Raw genomic sequence first — 22,354 nt, forward strand, 5'->3', positions numbered from 1 at the left:
GCCGTGTAGATTCGACGGACTCAACCCATAAAAAAACGGACCATAAGTGCAGTCCGAAAATCTTCTTATTCTTCGTGTTCAATTGCTACAGGTTTTGACGGTGAAAAAGTTGAAATAGCATGTTTGTAAATTAATTGCTGTTTGCCATCTGTTTCAACCAACACTGTAAAATTATCATAAGATTTAATGGTTCCTTTTAATTGAAAGCCATTTAGTAAAAAGACCGTCACATAAATATTATTTTTTCGAAGCTGATTTAAATAAACATCTTGAATATTAACCGGTTTCATATAAATCCTCCTATTTCTCTGTTGGCATTTGATTTTCCGCTAGTTTATCAATTCGACACGTTCGGTCATTTTCCTGCATAAATGCTATGATTTCCGATATACTTTTTTCAGAATTTGCCAATGCATCGATCCAAAAAATTGGAAGCTTGTTCTTAAAGTACGTAAACTGTCGTTTTGCAAATTTCCGTGAGTTTTGCTTTAGCTTTCCAACCGCGTCTTCAAAGCTTAAACGTCCATCCAAGTAGCTATAAATTTCTTTGTACCCAATCGCACGTACCGACTGAGCGTCGCGTATGCCACGCTTTCGCAAAGCCATTACTTCCGGAATCAGTCCTTGCTCTAGCATCAAGTCTACACGCTGGTTAATGCGTTCATATAGGACATCTCGGGGAATATCTAGCCCTATAATTACTTCATTGTACAGCGGTGATTGAGACAAATTACGATTTTCTTTAGGTTGGTCGCTCATTAAGATTTCAACTGCACGCACGACACGACGTGTATTCTTCGGATGAATATCTGAAGTAGGATCTAGTGCCATTAATTTTTGATGCATATGTTCAGGTCCGAGTTGCTCAAGTTCTTTTTGCAGTTGTTCGCGTAATTCTTGATCTACTGGCTCTTCTGAAAAACGATAATCAAATAACACGGCTTGCACATATAAACCAGAACCCCCAACAATAATTGGTAATTTTCCTCGCAAATGAATATCAGCTATAGTATCTCGCACTAGTTTTTGATATTCCGCCACTGAAAAACTATCTTCTGGATCTTTAATATTTAAAAGATGGTGTGAAATTCCAGCCATTTCTTCTGGCAAAATCTTCGCTGTCCCAATTGTCATATCTCGATAAACTTGCATCGAATCGCCATTAATGATTTCTCCATTTAATCGCTTTGCCAGCTCAAGACTTAACGCCGTCTTACCTGACGCTGTCGGTCCCACAATGGCTACTACATCAATCATTTCCGCACATCCAGTCTCCGATAACTTTAAAGTGATCGTGACGATTGATTTCATTTAACAATTCGTGTCGTCCTTCTTCTACCAAATAGACTTTAACATTAGTGATTCCTGCATCGTTAAACGCTCTAGCTGAACTGAATACACCTTTCCCGTTATCACCAACAGGATCCTGTGCTCCACTAATCAATAAAAGAGATAAGTCTTTACGAATCTTAGCAATCTCTGATGAATTGTTTATAACAGCAAGTCCTGAAAATAAATCAATATAGAATTGGTTGGTCGACTCAAAACCACAGTACGGATCGGCTTCGTATTTTGCAACCATTTCTTTATCACGCGTTAGCCAAGCAGAAGCAGACCCTTCGTCAGCAAATGGTTTATTAAAGTTGCCAAACGTTAATTTGCCAAGCGCTTCGCTTGGCTCTTTTTTTCCGTAAAGTTTTGCTGATGCACGTGCAACTGCTTTTCCGACTTTACCGGTAAAGCCCGGGTCTCCGCCTGTACCAGATAAAACCACACGATGAATTTTTTCGCTATGTAACTGAATATAGCGGCGCGTCACAAACGAACCCATACTATGACCAAATAATACCAGTGGCCATGCACCTGTGGCTCGTTGCACTTCAGTAATAACTGTGTCGATGTCTTCGACTATGCGATGGAAGCCATCTTCGTCAGCAAAATAGCCTAAAATACCATTTCGTTGGGCTGTTTTTCCATGGCCACGTTGATCGTGTGCTGATACGATAAAGCCAATTGACACTAAGTATTTCGCAAATTCTTCGTAGCGTCCTATGTGCTCCGCCATTCCGTGAATTAGATGAACATGCCCAATCGGACGTTCCGGCGTATAACATACGTAGTACAGTTCATGACCATCAGAAGCGCGCATATAGTCTTTTCTTACTTGCATTCTCTACACCCTTTCTTCTTGAATTGTACCTTTTACTCATCCCTTACCTATTATGAACAAACACTAGCATGTTAATTCATTACACGTTTGAACATCTTTTCAACGTCATATGTTCGAAAATGAATGATAACGGGACGACCATGTGGACAAGTAAAGGGTTGTTCTGCTTTTTTCAAATCTGCTAGTAACCGTTCCATATCGTGCTTTTGCAGAAAATGATTGGCTTTAATGGATCGTTTGCAACTCATCATAATCGCTGCGTCTTCTCGCAGTTTTTTGACATCTACTTTGCGATCTGTTAATACTTGCTCAATCAAATCTTCAATAACTTCATGTTCAAAGCCTTTTGGAAACCATGTTGGGTATTCTCGCACAATAAATGAAGTGTCTCCAAACTCTTCTAAAAATACGCCGCTGTCTGATAAGGTTGGCAATTGACTTTTTAATCTTAAAGCTTCATCTCGACTGTAGTGGAATGTTAACGGTAAAAGAAGCGATTGGCGTTCATTGCTATCGATATCGCCTACTTTTTCACGAAAGTATTCATATTTAATGCGTTCTTGTGCTGCGTGTTGGTCGATCAAATAAAATCCATCATTGCTTTGTGCAACGATATACGTTCCGTGAATTTGACCAACTACTTCAAGTTCTGGAAATTGAGGACTTTCTTCTTGTTTTCCTACATGTTCGATAACAGGCGGCAGTTTTTCAACAAAAGAAACTTCATCTTGAACTGGCACCTCTTCTTGTTCAACTGGTAGCTCTGACCATTCCTCCGTGCGCACTTCTTTTGGTTCTTGGACGGTAAATGAGCTTTTCCAGAAATCCATTTGTTTTGTAGGCGCGTGTTTAACTGGTTTTGGTTTATCAATAATAGGTGCTCGGACTACTGCACTAATCGTTCGCTGAATTGTTTCGTAAATTAAATCCATCAATTCTTTTTCTTTACTGAGACGGATTTGTTGCTTGGATGGATGCACATTGACATCCGTCAAATAAGGATCTCCTTTAATGTTCATCACCACAATCGGCTGTCGTTCAAGAGGCAAGAACGTGTGGTATGCCCTATAGACTGTGTTTACGATTGCATAATGTTTAACCCAACGTCCATTAACAAATAAAGAAATATAATTTTTATTAGCGCGTGTGATCTCAGGGAGTGACGCAAAGCCCGATACTTTGTAGTCATGTGACTCGCCTTCAAAAGGAATCATTTTCTTGGCGATTGCCACTCCGTATATATCTGCCAGCACTCGCTTGATTTCGCCACTACCAGATGTTTGCAAAATGACCCTTTCATCATGCAATAGTTTAAAAGAAATTTCTGGGTAACTTAATGCAAATCGATTGAGTAAATCAATGGTATGCCCAAGTTCTGTCTGTAAAGTTTTCATGTATTTTAAACGAGCAGGTGTATTAAAAAATAATTGGTCAATTTTGATATCGGTTCCTTTTCTAAGAGAACCCACACGTTGTTCAATAAGACGTCCGCCTTCCATATGAACAAACGTGCCATTTTCGCCGTTAGATGTATGCAACGTCACTTTTGAGACAGATGCGATACTGGCTAATGCTTCACCGCGAAACCCTAGTGTCCGAATTCGAAACAAATCGTGTTCATTAGCTATTTTACTCGTCGCATGACGAGAAAAAGACAATAACGCATCGTCCGCGTCCATACCTGCTCCATTATCAACAATTTGAATGGAAGTCAGCCCTGCTTCGACAAGTAGTACTTCTATTGCGGTACTGCCAGCATCAATGGCATTCTCGACTAATTCTTTTACGACAGAAGTTGGGCGTTCTACTACTTCACCCGCGGCTATTTTATTGGATAGAGGTTCGTCCATCAACTGAATGATGCCCATGTGCTCACTCCTTACTGATTAGTTAACTTTTCTTGCAAGTCATTGATCATTTGCAAAGCTTGAAGCGGTGTCATCGCAGATACTTGAACATCTTTGATGGTTTGCAAGATTTCATCTTTTTTTGTATCTGTTTCATCGAAAAACGATAATTGCTCAATCGTTGCAGGTTGTTGTTTTTTATCTTTTTCAAAGGTTTTCAACAACTCGCGCGCGCGTTTCAGAATTGGCTCCGGTAAATTCGCCAGTTCTGCAACATGGATGCCGTAGCTTTTATCTGCTGGTCCTTTTTTCACTTTATGAAGAAAAACCACTTTCCCAGATTGCTCCATTGCAGCTACGTGAACATTATGCAATTTCTCAAGTGACTTTTCCAATGCTGTCAACTCATGGTAATGCGTTGAAAATAGTGTGTTCGCTCCAATTTCACGATGAATGTATTCAATCATTGACTGTGCCAGTGCCATGCCGTCGTAAGTCGATGTACCTCGTCCAATTTCATCAAACAACAATAAACTATTTTTAGTTGCATGCGTAATGGCATATTGTGATTCTAGCATTTCAACCATAAATGTACTTTGACCTGAAACCAAGTCGTCAGCCGCACCAATGCGCGTAAAAATTTGATCGACTATTGGTAAATTTGCAGATTCTGCAGGTACGTAACTGCCAATTTGTGCTAAAACAATCGTCAGTGCCACTTGTCGCATATACGTACTTTTACCTGACATGTTTGGTCCAGTAATTAATAACATATTGGCATCTTCAGCCAACACACAATTGTTCGGTACATAATGTTGCTTGTTGAGCATTTTTTCAACAACTGGATGACGTCCTTCAATGATAGAAATTTCTGTTGAATCATTAAAAACAGGTTTTACAAAGCGGTATTTCTCTGCTATGTTGGCAAAGCTCAAAAAGACATCTAATCCACTAAGAGAAGAAGCTAGACGTTGAATTCGTGAAATATACTGCTTCACTTCATCACGAATAGTAACAAACAACTCATATTCGAGCGTTAAACTTTCTTCTTCAGCTGTTAAAATCAATGCTTCTTTTTCTTTTAATTCCGGTGTAGTATACCGTTCTGCGTTGGCTAATGTTTGCTTTCGGTCATATCGTTCTAAGTCTGCTAAATGCATATTAGCTTTTGAAATTTCAATATAGTACCCAAAAATACGGTTATAGCCGATTTTTAGTGATTTAATGCCTGTTAACTTCCGTTCTTTTTGCTCCAGTTGCGCAATCCAGTCTTTTCCATTACGCGAAGCATCTCGAAATTCGTCTAGCCGCTCGTGAAAACCATCACGAATAACGCCGCCTTCTTTTGAAGACAAGGGTGGATTTTCACTGATTGCCTGGAGGAGTTCACACACTTCAGTACAGCGATCTAGTTTTCCGCTGAATTCAAGTAAAGCTGGATTATCGGATTTTGCTAACTCTTCAACTAACATCGGTACTTTTTCGAGAGAACTTCGAAGCTGTGCTAAATCTCTTCCACTAGCGCTACCAAAGGCGATTCGCCCTGACAAGCGTTCTAGGTCATAAACTTCTTTTAACAGTCCCTGAAGCTCTACACGCACGAAATAGTGATCGATTAACGCAGCCACCAGTTCTTGGCGCTCTTCAATCATCTGTTTATTCGCCAACGGCTGATGCAACCATTGTTTGAGTTTTCGGCTTCCCATTGCCGTTACTGTTTCATCAAGTAGCCACAACAAAGTTCCTTTTGTTTCATTGCCACGAATAGATTGCAGCAATTCCAGATTTCGTTTCGAATGAAAGTCAATGCTTAGTAATTGATTGTTTTCTTTGTAACTAAACACTTGAATATGATCAAGCGATTGTTTTTGTGTACGCGCAATATACGTCATCAACCGATGACAACTGGTGTGCAAGTCTTCTGGACAATTGACCGTTAGCAACGTATTTGCTTTGAGTGCTTCTTCCATCGTTTCAATCGATAATACCAAATCTTGTTCTTCTTCTGTCAGCAATACAAATAATTGCTCTGACACAACCAGTTCACGAATGCTTAAAGAACGTAACTCTTGTAACAATGCTTTTTCAGTACCTACTATGTAAGTAGCGGTGGATTCACCTGTACTGATGTCGATATATGACAAAGCAAAGCCGTTAGATAATTCATCTGCTGCAGCTAAAAAAACGTTCGATTTGGAATCCACACTTTTTCCTTCTGTATGAGTTCCTGGTGTAATTAAACGGACTACTTCTCGTTTAACAACACCTTTTGTCAGTTTGGGATCTTCTACTTGCTCACAAATAGCCACTTTGTGGCCTTTTAAAATAAGTTGATCGATATAATTTTTTGCCGCATGGTGAGGAACGCCACACATCGGTATTCGGTCATCGCCTGTACCACCACGGCTTGTCAATGTGATTTCGAGTATTTGTGATGCGTGAATTGCATCGTCATAAAACAATTCATAAAAATCACCTAAACGAAAAAACAAAAAAGCATCTACGTATTCAGATTTCACTTGAAAATATTGTTGCATCATTGGTGTTGGCGCCATGTTAAAACCTCTTTCAAATCGATTATCGTCTTTCTATTGTACCAAAAATACAGGTAGAAAAGAAAAAACTGAAAGAGCTTTAGCTCTTTCAGTTTTTTTCTGTTTAAACCTTTTTAATTTAGTGATCTGCTTTCTGCCTGTCGGGACTAGACAGGCACTTACGCTTTTCTTTCTTTTTCTAGCTTCAACGACCAATCCCTCGGGTCATAAGCGGTCGTTTATGCTTTTCTTTGTCCAGCTCCAGCGATCAGTTCCTCGGGCATAAGCCATTCTGGCTGTGTGGCAAAGTGCGCCACTTCGCCAGATCTTCTTATGCCATCGGAACTAAACGATCGCCTACGCTTTTCTTGTTACCCGCAGCTTCCTGGTTTGTCGTTGCGGACTTTTGATCCTGTTTCGCCACGTAACAAGTCGCCGCCTGTTTCAGTAATAATGTTGTTCGTTACTTGATTGGAAATGGCTGTTGATACCATTTGCAATAAAGAGTTCACGTCGCTTTGAGATTGTTTAAATTCTTGAACAATCGGTACAGCATCAATTTCTTCTTCGATCTTCGCTATTTTGCCTTCTATCAAATTTAATGCTCGTTCTTTGCCGTATGCTTGGAAATTGACAGCTTGTTTTTGCAAACTTTTTAGGCTAGCAATTTTTTCGCGAATTTGTTGGTTTTCGTTAATTTGTGCTTCTGCACGTTTAAAGAAATCCACTTCTTCTGTTGCTGCGATCATATCTGCAACTTCACGTGCTTTGTCGACAATTTCTTGTTTTGTGTACGTCATTTTAGACACCCATTTCTTGGTCTACTGCAGTCTCTATTTGGTAACCGTTCTGCGACCATGTTTTAGTTTCGATAATGCCGACTTTCATCGCTTTATTTTAATAAGAACACTCAAACTATGCATATCTGCTACCTCAAAAATTCTCTACCATTTGTTCACATAATAATCCTTGGATCCAAATCTTAATCGTATCTTTACTTCTAAGACATGATTATTCGTTCAATTGCTCCCTTATTATACTGAAGATAGGGAACGTACTTCAAGGTCTCTGCTTGAATTGTCGAAGTTTTGTCAAGAAGCTGTAGATTTATCCTTGAAATGGATAATCTTCATTGATATATACACGCTCAAAGCTTAAAGCTTTGCCAGTTTGGTCATCAATTTCTGTAAAAAAACCACTAACTACTGAACGACCACGTTTTGGTACTTCAAATCGAGTTGGCATATTGGTTTTAAAGCGATACAATACGGCTTCTTTGTTCATCCCAAGTATCTCATCATAAGGCCCCGTCATTCCCACATCCGAAATATACGCCGTACCTTTTGGTAAAATACGTGCATCCGCTGTTTGCACATGCGTATGCGTTCCAACAACAACAGAAGCTCTGCCATCTAAATGCCAGCCCATTGCAATCTTCTCACTCGTTGCTTCTGCATGAAAATCCACAAACACAAGAGGTGAAATGGCTTTCGCTTCCGTTATTAGCTCATCTGCTTTTTGGAATGGATCTTCATGTGGCGGCAAAAATACTCGTCCATGTAAATTGATGACAGATAATGTCCGTCCATTTTTCGTAACTGTTGCCATGCCACGCCCGGGTGCATCTTCTGAAAAGTTAGCAGGACGAATCAAGTAGTCGACATCATCAATAAAATCAAAAATTTCTTTTTGATCCCATGTGTGGTTGCCCATTGTTACCATGTCTACCCCCATGAATAATAAATCCTGATAAATCGCTTTCGTAATACCGCGTCCTGCTGCAGCGTTTTCACCATTAGCAATAATCACATCTGGTGCATATTTTCTTTTTAACCTCGGCAAATACGATTCAAGTGCATCTCTTCCGATTGATCCTACGATATCTCCAATAAATAAAATTTTCACAAACTCACCTTTTTCCATAAGAAAAAGGCTTCTTTGAATAGACATTCATCGAAGCCTTACTCTTATTATTTTGCGTATTCAACTGCTCTAGTTTCTCTAATAACCGTCACTTTGATATGACCTGGATAATTCAGCTCTTCTTCAATCCGTTTCCGGATATCGCGAGCCAAACGATGTGCTGTCATGTCATCAATTTGTTCAGGTCGCACCATGATGCGAATTTCACGTCCCGCTTGAATAGCGAATGACTTCTCAACGCCTTCATACGACTCTGAAATTTCTTCAAGTTTTTCTAAGCGGCGAATATAGTTTTCCAATGTTTCACTTCTTGCTCCTGGACGAGCGGCAGACAATGCATCTGCTGCTGCCACAATAACTGAAATAATTGAAGTTGCTTCTGTATCACCGTGGTGAGAAGCAATACTGTTAATAACCACTGGATGTTCTTTATATTTCGTACCAAGTTCCACGCCAATTTCTACGTGGCTACCTTCAACTTCATGGTCAATTGCTTTACCGATATCATGAAGAAGACCCGCACGACGTGCTAACGTTACGTCTTCTCCTAGCTCTGCTGCCATCAAGCCTGACAAGAATGCCACTTCCACAGAATGCTTCAGTACATTTTGTCCGTAACTTGTACGGTAGCGAAGGCGTCCAAGAATTTTGATCAAATCAGGATGTAAATTGTGTATGCCTACGTCAAATGTCGTTTGTTCACCAATTTCACGAATTTGTTCATCCACTTCACGTCTTGACTTCTCAACCATTTCTTCAATACGCGCAGGGTGAATACGGCCATCAGATACCAGTTTTTCAAGTGCCAATCGTGCTGTTTCGCGACGAATCGGATCGAATCCTGACAAAATAACCGCTTCTGGTGTATCGTCGATAATTAAATCGATACCTGTTAAAGTTTCAAGCGTCCGGATATTACGTCCTTCACGCCCAATGATACGCCCTTTCATTTCGTCGTTTGGTAGATTGACTACAGATACTGTAGTTTCTGCTACATGGTCTGCAGCAAAACGTTGCATCGCCAATGACAAAATGTTTTTCGCTTTTTTGTCCGATTCTTCTTTGGCGCGAGCTTCCGACTCTTTCATCATTACCGCAATGTCCGTTGAAAGTTCTTTTTCAACATCCTGTAAGATGATTGATTTCGCTTCTTCGCGTGTCAAAGATGAAATGCGTTCCATTTCAGATTGCTGCTGTCGAACTAGTTCTTCGGCTTTGCTCTCCATCTGTTCAATATGCTGTTGTTTTTCTGAGAGCGTTTCGTCTTTACGTTCTAGACCTGCTTCTCTTTTGTTTAATGCATCATCCTTGCGATCTAAATTTTCTTCTCTCTGGGACAACCGATTTTCTTGTTTTTGAAATTCTAATCGGCGTTCTCGAATATCAGATTCTGTTTCAGTACGCAATTTGTGATTTTCGTCTTTTGCTTCCAAAAGGGCTTCTTTTTTCTGCGCTTCGGCTTCTCTCTTTGCATCTTCGATGATCTGCTCTGCAGAGTTTCTCGCACCTGCCATTTTGGACTCATTTGATTTTTTCATTACAAAATAACCAACAACTACACCGACGATGATACCAAGCAAAGTGAAGATGATCACGTTATCCATTCGAACACCTCCTCTTGCTATTGATTTTTTTCATTTTAAAAGATGACTATCGAAAATCTCTTTCACTGCAACTATTTTTAAAATTAGTAAATTATACAATTTTAATTGTATAGCTGGACTTATGTCGTGTCAACCCAGGAAAAGCAGAAGCGCCTGTTCAGCGCTGACAGGTGTTAGACAATGTGGTGAAGTTGTATAGCCATAACACCTGAGAGTTAGCCGACAGAAAAACCGCAAAGCTTCTGCTTAGCGGCTCATCTTTACTTATTCAGCTGGTCTTACTTTTCATCTTCATCATCAAGCAAAAGATTAAAATCTTCCGCTTCATCTTTGTTTGCAGCGATTGTATAAGTGGCTGCTGACATACCATAAGATTCACGAATCTTATTAGATATTTCATTGCGGATTTCTGGATTTTTAAGCAAGAATTGCTTAACGTTTTCACGACCTTGACCAATGCGTTCTTCGTTATACGAATACCACGATCCGCTTTTTTGAATAATTTCTAAATCAGAACCAATATCTACAATTTCACCTTCTCGTGAAATCCCTTTTCCGTACATAATATCGACTTCAGCAGTACGGAACGGCGGAGCTACTTTGTTTTTGACGACTTTAATTTTTGTTCTGTTACCAATAATTTCAGTTCCTGATTTTAATGCTTCAGCACGACGTACTTCTAAACGGACAGACGAATAGAATTTCAACGCACGTCCACCAGGAGTTGTTTCTGGATTACCAAACATCACACCAATTTTTTCACGAATTTGGTTTATGAAAATAACAATCGTATTGGATTTGTTAATAACACCTGACAATTTACGTAGTGCTTGAGACATTAAACGCGCTTGTAACCCCATATGCGAATCGCCCATTTCGCCTTCGATTTCAGCTTTTGGAACTAGTGCTGCCACTGAATCGACAACGACGATATCAACAGCGCCACTGCGTACTAATGCTTCAGCGATTTCAAGTGCTTGTTCCCCAGTATCTGGTTGAGAAAGTAATAATTCATCAATATTAACGCCAAGATTTTTTGCATATACCGGGTCTAATGCGTGTTCAGCATCAATAAACGCAGCTGTTCCGCCAGTAGCTTGAACTTCTGCAATAGCATGAAGCGAAACAGTAGTTTTACCTGAACTTTCTGGACCATAAATTTCAATTACACGACCACGTGGATATCCACCTATTCCTAGTGCTGTATCCAATGCTAATGAACCACTTGAAACGGATGATATATTACGGTCGGTTTTTTCTCCCAATTTCATGACAGAACCTTTACCGAATTGCTTTTCTATTTGTTTTAACGCCATGTCTAATGCTGCTTTACGATCGCTCAAAAAAAATCCTCCTCTAAATGAAAACCTATTTTCTATCTGTCTCTATTATACTAGCTCAATGAGAAATACACAAGAAAAAAGCGAACGTTTATTCGGTTATTTATTTTCAAATATTATTTTTAACTGTCTTATTTTACTCATTTCCCAATTTTGGCGATAAAAAAACACGCAAAATTAAATTTTGCGCGCATCTTCTTCAATTAATGTACGGATTACGTAATAAAGCGCTAATTTCACCGCTCTTAAACGGTTTGTATTGCGCATACCTGATAACTGGAGCCGGTAGGAAGAGGTTCCTTGATCGGTTGCTACTGCTATCCACACAGTGCCTGCTGGCTGATCGCCATGTGCATCAGGTCCCGCTGCTCCTGTTAAAGAAACACTAATGTTTGTTTTAAATTTTTGTTGTACAGCTTCGGCCATCGCTAGTGCTGTTTGTTCACTGACGACTCCATATTCAGCAAGCATTTCAGCAGATAAGCCGAGTTGGTGAACTTTCATTTCTTCATTGTAAGTAATTACACCGCCTGATAATACAGCACTCGCACCAGCAATAGAAGCTAACTCAGACTGAAATAGTCCCGCTGTTAAGCTTTCAGCAGCCGAAATCGTTTTGCCTTGATCTTTTAGCAGTTCAATTACTTTCGATGCAAGTGAATCATTGTCATAGCCGTAAAGATAATCCCCTACGAGGTCTAGAATTTCATCTTTTGCGCCATTGATTAATTGCCAAGCTTTTTCAGTTGTAGTAGTTTTTGCTGTAATGCGCAACGTCACTTCCCCGTCAGTCGCAAGCGGTGCGATGGTCGGGTTGGTCTGCTTTTCAAGAATATGGTGTAGACGGTCTTCAAGTTCTGCTTCTCCAATTCCATAAAAACGTAGGACATGCGACAAAATCACATCTGCTTTGTTTAATAAACTAGCAAGCTTTGGCTTTGCTTCAAATTGAAACATTGGCTCCATTTCTTTTGGTGGTCCCGGCAGTAAAATATACACGCGTTCATCTTTTGTGTACATCATGCCCGGTGCCATGCCATTATGGTTCACAAGAACCGTGCTGTCTTTTAATACGAGCGCTTGTTTTTTATTGTTCTCTGTCATCGAACGACCTGCACGTTCAAAATAAGCGACGATTGAATTTAATGCTTCTTCGTTACTTTCAAGTGACGTGTTCAAGTGACGTGCAATCGCTTCTTTTGTTAAGTCATCTTTAGTTGGGCCTAATCCTCCTGTAAATAGGATAAGATCTGCCCGATTTTCCGCAATTGTAATAGCATCTTCTAAGCGAGCTGGATTGTCTCCTACTACGGTATGGTAATACACATTAATGCCGAGCTCTGCTAAATGGTTAGACAAGAAACGAGCATTTGTATTGGTGATTTGACCTAACAATAATTCTGAACCTACTGCAATAATTTCTGCATTCATTTATATGAACTCCTTTTTTTGCGCTTATTTTGAAGCCATTAACGCGCGACGGTTGGCATAGAAATAATCCCAGCCCGACCATACTGTGAAAATCAGTGCAATGTAAAGCATAATTTGTCCAAATGGCAAACCAACTAAAACGAAAATTGTATCATGTAGTAATAAAGCAGCAATTGCTAAAATTTGAGCAGTGGTTTTGATTTTGCCCAAACCACCTGCCGCAACTACTTCACCTTCACCAGCCAATACTAAACGAAGTCCTGTAACAGCAAATTCTCTACTAATAATGATAATAACGATCCACGAAGCCGCAAAATCTAATTCTACTAAAATAATCAAAGCAGCTGATACTAACAACTTATCTGCTAACGGATCTAAAAATTTTCCGAAAGTCGTGACTAAATTGAATTTACGCGCATAATATCCATCTACCCAATCTGTCAATGAGGCAAAAATAAAGATAAGTCCTCCAACAAAGTGCGTAACGGGCATGTCTGCACCAAAAAGGGTCATTGTGCCCCAGTCAAAACCGGCCAGCATAACCACCATAAATACAGGAATCAATAAAATTCTCGAGATGGTAATTTGATTTGGTATATTCATTGTTGTTTCTCCTTTCAAACTTTCAAGAAAAATAGCCATCCAAAGATGGCTATTCGCTGACTTTAAACTGAATAACAATATTTTGGGGTTTTGTTTGCTGCGCGTATTCAATGGTCTCACCATTCAAGCTTAAATTAATATTCGAATAGTCACCAATACGCACACGTATAAATTCTACATCTGACAAATCAATGATTTCTGTTTCTCCAGCTTGCAGTACATGTGCTTTTGATAATCGTTCTTGTAGGTTTTCATCAGTAGCTGCAACCCACGAAGGTCCACTCGCCGCAATTTCAAGTTCAGGATTTGCTCCTTGAAATGAATAAGTTGTCGTTTCCCCTTGAGTTTCTTCCATTATAAGAATTGGATCAGGTTGTTTTTCTTCAGTTTCTTTTGGCGTTTCTTCTTTAACTGGTTTATCTGGTTTTTCTTGCACACTTGATGCAGGCTCTTCATATGGAACACCAAGACCTTTTTCAATTGGGTCACTTGATGAGGCACCATTTGTTGAAGCATCATAAAAATACCAAGCCACTGCGAGTATCAATACAATAAACAATGCCACGAGAACTTTCGGAATGACTTCGCTATACACATCACTTGGAGCGGTTCGAGTAATCGAACGGCTTCTCGACGTATAAGTAGTCGGTGTTGTTGTATGAGCGTGAGGTTCCTTTACAGGCATCTCTATTGGATACTGCTGAAGTAACGCTTCACCGTCAAGATCCACAGCTGCAGCGTATTGTTTAATAAACGCTCGAACGTAGAATGCACCCGGCATTGTGCTGTACTCGCCTTCTTCTATCCCAGCTAAATAACGTTTTTGAATTTTCGTCACATCTTGCAGATCTTCCAAACTGATTTTTTTGGCGATTCTCGCCTCTTTTAGTCGAGTTCCTAACTCATTCAAAATGATCACCCGCCTACTTAAAAATTGAATCCGTCACCAAACATACTGCCTTGTGCTTTGTCATCCATGAAAGTGTTTTGTTCTAATACTTCATAAGTAATTTTTTCTTCCGGATGGTGACGCAATTCAATAATATAATCAAAATCTTCAATACTGTACTCTGATTGCTCTACAAACTTATCAGGATGTTCTACAACTTTAATGGTTGGCATGCGCATCATTTCACGAACCAATTGCATATGACGTTCGTCCGATGAACGGCGCGTAACAATGCCATCTAAAATAAAGATATTATTGTCGTTATGCTCATCGCCCATCAATTGATTGCGTACGGTTTGTTTAATCATGGTAGAAGATAAGAATATCCACTTCTTATTTGCACTAACACTTGCTGCGACAATTGACTCAGTTTTCCCAACGCGAGGCATCCCTCTTAAACCTACCAATTTATGGCCTTCTTGTTTAAAAATTTCTGCCATAAAATCCACTAATAACCCTAATTCATCCCGAACAAAACGGAAAGTTTTACGATCATCTACATCGCGTTGAATATACCGACCATGGCGAATGGCTAAAATGTCTCGTAATTTTGGCTCACGGAATTTTGTCACAGAAATTGTATCAATTGTTGAAACAATTTGTTCAAAACGTTCTAACTGAACATCGTGTTCTGCACGAAGTAACATTCCACGACGCCCTTGGTCTACACCATTTATCGTCACAATATTTACTCGTAACATCCCAAGCAGAGAAGAGATATCGCCAAGAAGACCGGGACGGTTAACTTGGATTTCGTATTCAAAATACCATTCTTTCATACAATATCCGACCTTTCTCCCTATCGATTATCTAAAAGGATTTCTAGTTAATATAATAGCTGATTTACTGCTGTCGTGAAAGAACAATTTGATATATAAATGCGATTACATCAACCATCCGCCATTAATACGTATTGTCTGACCTGTTATGTAATCTGCTTTTCCTCCAGTTAAGAAATCCACAGCGTTTGCAATATCTTGAGGAGTTCCAAAACCGAGTGGAATATCCTCTTTGATCTTTTGTAATTCGTCTTCAGACAAGCTCGCATTCATCTTTGTTTGAATAAAGCCTGGAGATATAGCATTCACACGTGTGCCCGATGGCGCCATTTCTTTCGCATAAGCTTTGACAAACGCCAGTTGCGCACCTTTCACAGCAGAATAAACAGTCTCCATAGATGCCCCAATCTCTCCCCATATCGAAGAAACAAAGACAATATAAGACTTTTCGTAACGATAAAAAAAACGCGATATCGACTGAATGGCCGATATCGGATTTTTAACATGTACGCTCCATAAGCTTTCGATTTCTTGATCGGATGTATCGATTAGCATTTTTAAAAGAGAGTGACCGCTTGCAATTACAATACAAGATGCATCGTAAACGTTGCTAACCAATTGATCAGCACTCAAGTCATCCATAAAATTAGCTTGCACAGCGATAAATTCTTGCGCTGGATAACTCATACTTAGTTGTTGTGCGAGTATGGCAGTGGAATTGGTATTCCAGTGCAAATACAAAGACCAACCACTTTCTGCCATTTGTCGCGCGATGCTTTCACCAATTTCACCGGAAGCCCCTAATAACACAGCAAATCGCTTCACTCTGCATCCTTTTTCGAAGGCATAATCGTGAAAACAGAATGTTGAGACTCGTGGCTAACTAAAGCAAATGCCTGTTGAAGATCAGCAACTTCTAATTCTTCAAGTACAGGAACTACATCAAACAAGTTCATTTCATTAAATGCGTAATTTGTGAATTGATTTGCAATGTATTCTGGTGAATTTAATGCTCTTAAGAAAAAGCCGATTTTTTTTCGACGAACACGATCAAGATCATCTTGTCCAAAAGGCCATTTTTCAACAGCATTTTGAAGCGTGTGTTTAACTTCTTTAATGAATGTCTCAGGTTTATGAGTATCGGAACCAATCAAAGCATAACCAAAGCCGCTTTCTAACGAATAATCAAACGAATAGGATTCATCAATCCAATCATTTTCATACGCTTCGTGATAAAAATCCGATGTGCGTCCAAACAACAATTCATACGCAAGTTGAGCAGCTAGTTCATGCTTCAACATCTCAGGTCCAATCAAATCAAGTTTTTCCGGTTTCAAACCATAGAAAACTTTTGGCTTCTGAACGCTCATTTCTAACACACGTTCTTTAATCGCTACTTCTTTTGGCTCTTCTGGATAGACGCGTTCGATTTCTGCTGGTTCTGCAAACGTTTTTTGTGCTTGGTCATCTTTTACTAAAGTCATCATTTGTTCTGCATCCACATTTCCAACGATAAATAAAATCATATTTGATGGATGATAAAACGTGTTGTAGCATGTATACAAATGCTCTGCTGTGATGTCTTGAATCGATTCTACTGTTCCTGCAATATCAATTTTAACTGGGTGATTTTTATACAAGTTTTCGATAATCCCAAAATAAAGACGCCAATCTGGCTGATCATCATACATTGTGATTTCTTGTGCAATAATGCCTTTTTCTTTTTCTACTGTTTTTTCTGTGAAGTACGGACTTTGCACGAAATCCAATAATGTTTTAACGTTTTTGTCAATTTCACCTGTTGCGGAGAATAAATAAGCCGTGCGCGTGAATGAAGTAAAAGCATTTGCTGAAGCGCCTTGTTTGCTAAACTCTTGGAATACGTCGCCTGCTTCTTTTTCGAACATTTTATGTTCTAAAAAGTGAGCAATGCCATCTGGTACTTTAATAGCTTCTGTCTCACCTTGAGGTACAAAATGATTATCAATCGAACCATATTTTGTAGTAAATGTAGCAAACGTTTTCGAAAATCCTTTTTTCGGTAAAATATAAACGGTTAAACCGTTATCAAGCGTTTCATGAAAAAGTGTTTCACCTAGTTGATCAAATTCAACTTTATGCATTTGTGTCATCCTCCTTACCAGATAGGAAGTAAGTCATTTCTAAAGACAATTCCTCAGCGACTGCTGCAATATCTTCTTTCGTTACGTTTTTCCATTTATTAATCATGTATTCAGGTTCGAAAGACTCTGTCAATTCCATATACTGATCATATATTTCAATTTGTCCACGTGCAGAATCTAGTGCTTCTTTTAATTGATTGATGAGCAGCGCTTTTGTCTGATCAAGTTCAATATCTGAAATATTGCCTTTTTTGACATCTTCTAATTGTTTCAAAACCAAGCTCACAGCTTTTTTTTCTAATTTGGAATCAATGCCTGCTAATACGAACATCAGCCCAAATTGTGAAGCAAAAGAACTAGATACATAATACGCCATACTTTCTTTTTCACGAATATTTACAAATATTTTTGAGTGCGCATAGCCACCAAAAACACCATTCATCAATTGCATAACTGGGAATTTTTCATCACGGAAAGTAATTGGTGTAAAGAATGCCATATGCAGTTTGCCTTGCTTCATGTCTTCGTGTTCAAGGACACGTGACTGCTCAGGCTTAACCAATTCCATTGGAGCCACAGCAATTGCTTTTTCACGATCTTTAAAATGGAGAAATTCACGGACGTATGACGCGATCATTTCCGGTTTCACATCGCCTACTGCATAAATTTCAATTTCATTTTGAGTGAGCATTTCTTGGTACTCAGCAACTAATTGTTCGTTCGTAACAGCTTCTACTGCTTGAATCGTGCCGTTTGATGTAATCGAAGCAGGATGGTTCGGCAAAGCGAGTTCCATCATACGCTGTTGTGCATAGCGTGTCTTGTCATCAAACACCGATTCAATGCGTTGAACAATCGAATGTTTTTCTCGTATAAAAATAGACTCTTTAAACAAATCATTTTCAAAATTAGGTTTAAATAGAACGATATACATCAAGTTCAACACTTTCTCAAGCACGCCTTTTTCAGAAAGGTATTGATCATTAACCGTTTCAACATTCAAAGTTACAACATGCTCGCTGCCTCGTTTTGAAGAATCTATGTAAAGAGAAGTTCCGTAAAGATCATCCAATACCATACGAAGTGCAGTGTGCGAAGGATAAACCTCATTACTATGCTGCAAAACGTTTGCCAAAATCGAGCGGGCAGACGCTTTTTCCTCCGTCAGTTTATCTTTAAATTTGATTGAAAAATTTATCGTTTTAAACTGTGTCGTTTCATTAACGTGTACATTCACGCCTTTAGCAATGTTAATCGTTTCAAACATGTAGAATCCCCTCTCGTCGTTCATATCTTAACTATACCGAACCTTTTCCGTTAATTGCAAATAAAGAAAAGCCGCAATGCCAAATACTAACCGAATTTATGTGCATAAAAAAGAGCCGTCGCAACTGACGGCTCTTTTGAAAGTCTTATCGTTGTCCTTTAATGTAAGGTTTACCATTGGCTAACGGTGCATTAGCACGGCCAATAAAGCCGGCTAACGCGATAATCGTTAAGACATACGGCAAGATTAACAAGAAGACGTTTGGAATTTCTGAAATATATGGAATGCGCGAACCCACAATACTCAACGATTGTGCAAATCCAAAGAACAAAGCAGCTCCCATAGCACCTAGTGGATGCCATTTTCCAAAGATCATCGCAGCTAAAGCCATAAATCCTTGTCCGTTAATGGTTGCATGTCCAAAATCATTCGTAATCGTTTGCGAATAAATGGCACCCCCAATCCCCGCTAAAGCCCCGGAAATCATAACGGCCACATAACGCATTCTTGTGACATTGATTCCCATTGTATCTGCGGCCATCGGATGTTCTCCGACTGCGCGAAGACGCAAGCCAAAAGGGGTTTTATAAATGACAAACCATGCCACAAACGCTACCGCAATGGCAAAGAATGAGGTGTTGTATACCGATTTAAATAATAAAGGTCCAATGACTGGAATATCCGATAAAAACGGAACATTGTATCGTGAAAAACGTTCTGTGATGAAATCAGTTTGTCCTTTTCCAAAAATACTTTTCACTAAGTAAATCGATAATGCTGCCGCTAACAAGTTAATGGCAACCCCAGAGACTACTTGGTCTGCGCGGAACGAAATCGATGCAACCGCGTGCAACAGTGACAATAGCAATGCCGCTAGCATTGCTGCGACCAACGCAAGCCACGGCGTCGCTCCGCCAAATGTATCAGCAAACAATAAGTTAAACAAGATCCCGACAAATGCACCGATGACCATCAATCCTTCGAGACCGATGTTCACGACTCCAGATTTTTCGGAAAAGACGCCGCCTATTGCCACTAAAATAAGTGGCGCAGCATAGAAAATCGCTGAAGGAACGATGAAATATAGAACATCAAGGAAACTCATATTACTTCGCCTCCTTCTTCTTAGCTGCTGCACGGAGCAACAGCAAACGAATAATGTAACCAGATGCTACAAAGAAGATAATCACTGCAATGACAATTTCAACAATTTCAATTGGAATACCGGCCGCATTTGGCATGTTTAACGCTCCGTATTTTAGCGAGCCAAACAACGTAGCACCAAATACCACACCAAGTGGTGTATTCAAACCAAGTAATGCTACTGCAATCCCGTCAAAGCCGATGCCAGTAAAGCCACCTTTAGAGGATACATACTCAAATGTTCCAAGAGCTTCCATAGCACCTGCAAGTCCAGCAAATGCACCAGAAATAACCATGGCCAAAATGATATTTTTATTGACATTCATCCCCGCATACTTAGAAGCGTTTTGGTTAAAACCAACTGCTTTTAACTCAAAGCCAAGTGTAGTTTTTTCTAAAATAAACCACATGACGCCCACCATCGCCAAGGCAATAATGATTCCGTAATGTAAGCGAGAAAAGTCCGTTAGTTCTTCTAAAAAATCAGAACGCAATGATGCACTGGCAAAAATGTTACCTGTGCGGTCACCGCCATCAGAAACAGTGCGGATTAACGCATTGGATACATGTAAAGCAATGTAGTTCATCATAATCGTGACGATTACTTCATGAACGTGGAACTTTGCTTTTAACAGTCCGGGTACAAATCCCCATAATGCGCCCGCTGCTGCTGCAGCCAAAATCGCTAATGGCAAATGAATGATTTTTGGCAATTCCACGGCTACTCCTACATATGCTGCAGCAAACCATCCAACAATTAATTGACCTTCAACACCAATATTAAAAAGACCTGAACGAAACGCAAAAGCAACTGCAAGTCCTGCTAATAAATAAGGCGTGATTTGACGAATGGTTTCACCGATAGTATATAAGTCTCCAAAAATTCCGTTCCAAAGAGCAGCATAGCCTTCAAGTGGGTTATAGCCGCTGACCAGCATAATAACTGCGCCGACCAACAATCCTAAAATAACGGAAATGATGGGGACCAAGAGATTGGTCGCTCTATTCGACATGCTGATCCTCACCTTTCTTTGTTAAATCCTTTGTTTTTTTCTGCTCTGTATGTCCTGCCATAAGTAAGCCTAGTTCTTGCTCTGTTGTTGTTTCTGGCGTCACAATATCGACAATTTCTCCATCATGAATAACAGCTATTCGATCTGAAACATTCATAACTTCGTCTAATTCAAATGAGATCAATAATACTGCTTTACCGTTATCGCGTTGTTCAATTAAACGACTATGAATAAATTCAATAGCGCCTACGTCTAAACCTCGAGTCGGCAATGCTGCAATTAACAAGTCTGGATCTCGATCAACTTCTCGCCCAATAATGGCTTTTTGTTGATTGCCTCCTGATAAAGAACGTGCTAATTCTGACGGTCCTTGTGTTCGAACATCAAAATCTTTTATAATTTGCAAGGCTTTTTCATTGATTTCGTTGTAATCAATAATGCCCGATTTGGAAATAGGTTTTTTGTAATAGGTCTGAAGCGAGATATTATGCCCTACTGGAAAATCCAATATTAATCCGTGCTTATGGCGATCTTGAGGAATATGTCCAACACCAGCTTCTGTTACTTTTCGTGGCTTCATATTGGTAACATCTTTGCCATTGAGAGAAATGGTCCCACTTTTCACTTTACGAAGACCTGTAATAGCCTCAATAAGCTCTGATTGTCCGTTGCCATCAATTCCAGCAATCCCCATAATTTCACCTTTGCGAACATTTAAATTCAGACTCTTAACCTTATCAATTCCGCGATAATCTTGAACTACTAAGTCTTTAATATCTAAAACTTCTTCTCCTGGAAAAGCTTCTCCTTTTACTGTAGTAAACTCCACTGCACGACCGACCATCAATGAGGCAAGATCGTTCGGATTGGTTTCAGATGTAGTGACGGTACCAATTCCCTTACCTTTTCGAATAACCGTTACGCGATCAGAAACGTCCATAATCTCTTTTAGTTTATGTGTAATCAAAATAATCGACTTGCCTTCAGCTACTAATCGTTTCATAATTTGAATCAATTCTATAATTTCTTGAGGTGTCAATGAAGCTGTTGGCTCATCAAAAATCAAAATTTCGGCTCCGCGATAAAGCGTTTTCAATATTTCTACACGTTGTTGCATTCCTACTGAAATATCTTCAATTATGGCATTTGGATCTACGTTCAAACTATATTGTTCTGATAATGCTTGAACTTTTTTAGCCGCATCTTTTTTATTAGTAATCCCGTATTTAGTAGGCTCGCTTCCCAAAATAATGTTTTCCGTAACAGAAAAGTTTTCGACTAACATAAAATGTTGGTGAACCATTCCAATGCCAAGATCATTGGCTATGTTCGGATTTGAAATATCTACTTTCTTTCCACGTACTCGAATTTCTCCACCTTCGGGCTGGTACAATCCAAATAAGACGTTCATTAAAGTCGATTTCCCTGCACCATTTTCTCCTAGTAATGCGTGAATCTCTCCCTTTTCTAGTTGCAGCGTAATATTGTCATTGGCGACAAATGTACCGAACTCTTTACGAATATTCAGCATTTCGATTACATACTCCACTGTTGTCACTCCCTTAAAACTGCTGACTTCATTTAAATTAATTAATACAGGAAAGGCTTCCGTTATCAAAAACCTTTCC

Annotated in this window: 19 protein-coding genes; all 19 read right to left on the minus strand. The window is 39.5% G+C overall.

Translation table 11 applies throughout. From position 1 onward, the window contains the following. Nucleotides 1-65: 65 nt before the first annotated feature. The 19 genes from hfq to I858_RS10625 all read right to left on the minus strand — a co-directional run bounded on the left by hfq (nucleotide 66) and on the right by I858_RS10625 (nucleotide 22,275). Nucleotides 66-290, minus strand: a complete 225-nt coding sequence (gene hfq, locus I858_RS10535; protein ID WP_049693235.1) for an RNA chaperone Hfq — start codon at nucleotides 288-290, stop codon at nucleotides 66-68. Nucleotides 291-300: 10 nt separating this feature from the next. Continuing rightward, nucleotides 301-1,257 carry a tRNA (adenosine(37)-N6)-dimethylallyltransferase MiaA gene (miaA, locus tag I858_RS10540; RefSeq protein ID WP_049693236.1) on the minus strand — a complete coding sequence of 319 codons (957 nt, stop codon included), beginning with the start codon at nucleotides 1,255-1,257 and terminating at the stop codon, nucleotides 301-303. Then, nucleotides 1,250-2,170: an alpha/beta fold hydrolase gene (locus tag I858_RS10545; protein ID WP_049693237.1), complete on the minus strand. Its 921-nt coding sequence runs from the start codon at nucleotides 2,168-2,170 to the stop codon at nucleotides 1,250-1,252. Before I858_RS10545 ends, miaA begins: the two co-directional genes overlap by 8 nt. Nucleotides 2,171-2,241: 71 nt before the next feature. Continuing rightward, entirely contained in the window at nucleotides 2,242-4,038 is a 1,797-nt protein-coding gene (gene mutL / locus I858_RS10550) for a DNA mismatch repair endonuclease MutL (protein WP_049693238.1), read from the minus strand. Between the two features lie 11 nt (nucleotides 4,039-4,049). Next, nucleotides 4,050-6,572, minus strand: a complete 2,523-nt coding sequence (mutS, locus tag I858_RS10555; RefSeq protein WP_049693239.1) for a DNA mismatch repair protein MutS — start codon at nucleotides 6,570-6,572, stop codon at nucleotides 4,050-4,052. 350 nt (nucleotides 6,573-6,922) lie between these two features. After that, a complete protein-coding gene (locus tag I858_RS10560; protein WP_049693240.1) occupies nucleotides 6,923-7,351 on the minus strand; it encodes a YlbF/YmcA family competence regulator in 429 nt (142 codons plus the stop codon). Nucleotides 7,352-7,658: 307 nt separating this feature from the next. Continuing rightward, complete coding sequence (locus I858_RS10565) at nucleotides 7,659-8,456, minus strand: TIGR00282 family metallophosphoesterase (RefSeq protein WP_049693463.1); 798 nt, start codon at nucleotides 8,454-8,456, stop codon at nucleotides 7,659-7,661. 65 nt (nucleotides 8,457-8,521) lie between these two features. Further along, a complete protein-coding gene (rny, locus tag I858_RS10570) occupies nucleotides 8,522-10,078 on the minus strand; it encodes a ribonuclease Y (protein WP_049693241.1) in 1,557 nt (518 codons plus the stop codon). Nucleotides 10,079-10,356: 278 nt separating this feature from the next. Beyond that, nucleotides 10,357-11,421 carry a recombinase RecA gene (recA, locus tag I858_RS10575; RefSeq protein WP_049693242.1) on the minus strand — a complete coding sequence of 355 codons (1,065 nt, stop codon included), beginning with the start codon at nucleotides 11,419-11,421 and terminating at the stop codon, nucleotides 10,357-10,359. A 174-nt stretch (nucleotides 11,422-11,595) separates the two neighbouring features. Then, a complete protein-coding gene (locus I858_RS10580; protein ID WP_049693243.1) occupies nucleotides 11,596-12,849 on the minus strand; it encodes a competence/damage-inducible protein A in 1,254 nt (417 codons plus the stop codon). Between the two features lie 24 nt (nucleotides 12,850-12,873). After that, the gene (gene pgsA / locus I858_RS10585; RefSeq protein ID WP_049693244.1) at nucleotides 12,874-13,452 is read right to left on the minus strand and encodes a CDP-diacylglycerol--glycerol-3-phosphate 3-phosphatidyltransferase; all 579 of its coding nucleotides are present in this window, start codon (nucleotides 13,450-13,452) and stop codon (nucleotides 12,874-12,876) included. A gap of 49 nt (nucleotides 13,453-13,501) precedes the next feature. Further along, the gene (locus tag I858_RS10590) at nucleotides 13,502-14,362 is read right to left on the minus strand and encodes a helix-turn-helix domain-containing protein (protein ID WP_049693245.1); all 861 of its coding nucleotides are present in this window, start codon (nucleotides 14,360-14,362) and stop codon (nucleotides 13,502-13,504) included. A 17-nt stretch (nucleotides 14,363-14,379) separates the two neighbouring features. Next, nucleotides 14,380-15,180, minus strand: coding sequence for a DUF3388 domain-containing protein (locus I858_RS10595; protein WP_049693246.1), 801 nt, complete (start codon nucleotides 15,178-15,180; stop codon nucleotides 14,380-14,382). A 105-nt stretch (nucleotides 15,181-15,285) separates the two neighbouring features. Then, a complete protein-coding gene (ymfI, locus tag I858_RS10600; RefSeq protein WP_049693247.1) occupies nucleotides 15,286-16,005 on the minus strand; it encodes an elongation factor P 5-aminopentanone reductase in 720 nt (239 codons plus the stop codon). Then, nucleotides 16,002-17,303: an EF-P 5-aminopentanol modification-associated protein YfmH gene (yfmH, locus tag I858_RS10605; RefSeq protein ID WP_049693248.1), complete on the minus strand. Its 1,302-nt coding sequence runs from the start codon at nucleotides 17,301-17,303 to the stop codon at nucleotides 16,002-16,004. Before yfmH ends, ymfI begins: the two co-directional genes overlap by 4 nt. Then, complete coding sequence (gene yfmF, locus I858_RS10610) at nucleotides 17,296-18,570, minus strand: EF-P 5-aminopentanol modification-associated protein YfmF (protein WP_049693249.1); 1,275 nt, start codon at nucleotides 18,568-18,570, stop codon at nucleotides 17,296-17,298. Before yfmF ends, yfmH begins: the two co-directional genes overlap by 8 nt. A gap of 145 nt (nucleotides 18,571-18,715) precedes the next feature. Then, nucleotides 18,716-19,675, minus strand: a complete 960-nt coding sequence (locus tag I858_RS10615) for an ABC transporter permease (protein ID WP_049693250.1) — start codon at nucleotides 19,673-19,675, stop codon at nucleotides 18,716-18,718. Nucleotide 19,676: 1 nt separating this feature from the next. After that, entirely contained in the window at nucleotides 19,677-20,726 is a 1,050-nt protein-coding gene (locus I858_RS10620; protein WP_049693251.1) for an ABC transporter permease, read from the minus strand. Next, on the minus strand, nucleotides 20,716-22,275 hold the full coding sequence (locus tag I858_RS10625) for an ABC transporter ATP-binding protein (protein ID WP_049693464.1): 1,560 nt from the start codon (nucleotides 22,273-22,275) through the stop codon (nucleotides 20,716-20,718). Before I858_RS10625 ends, I858_RS10620 begins: the two co-directional genes overlap by 11 nt. Nucleotides 22,276-22,354 lie beyond the last annotated feature (79 nt).

It is taken from the genome of Planococcus versutus, from assembly GCF_001186155.3.
Taxonomy (GTDB): Bacteria; Bacillota; Bacilli; order Bacillales_A; family Planococcaceae; genus Planococcus; species Planococcus versutus.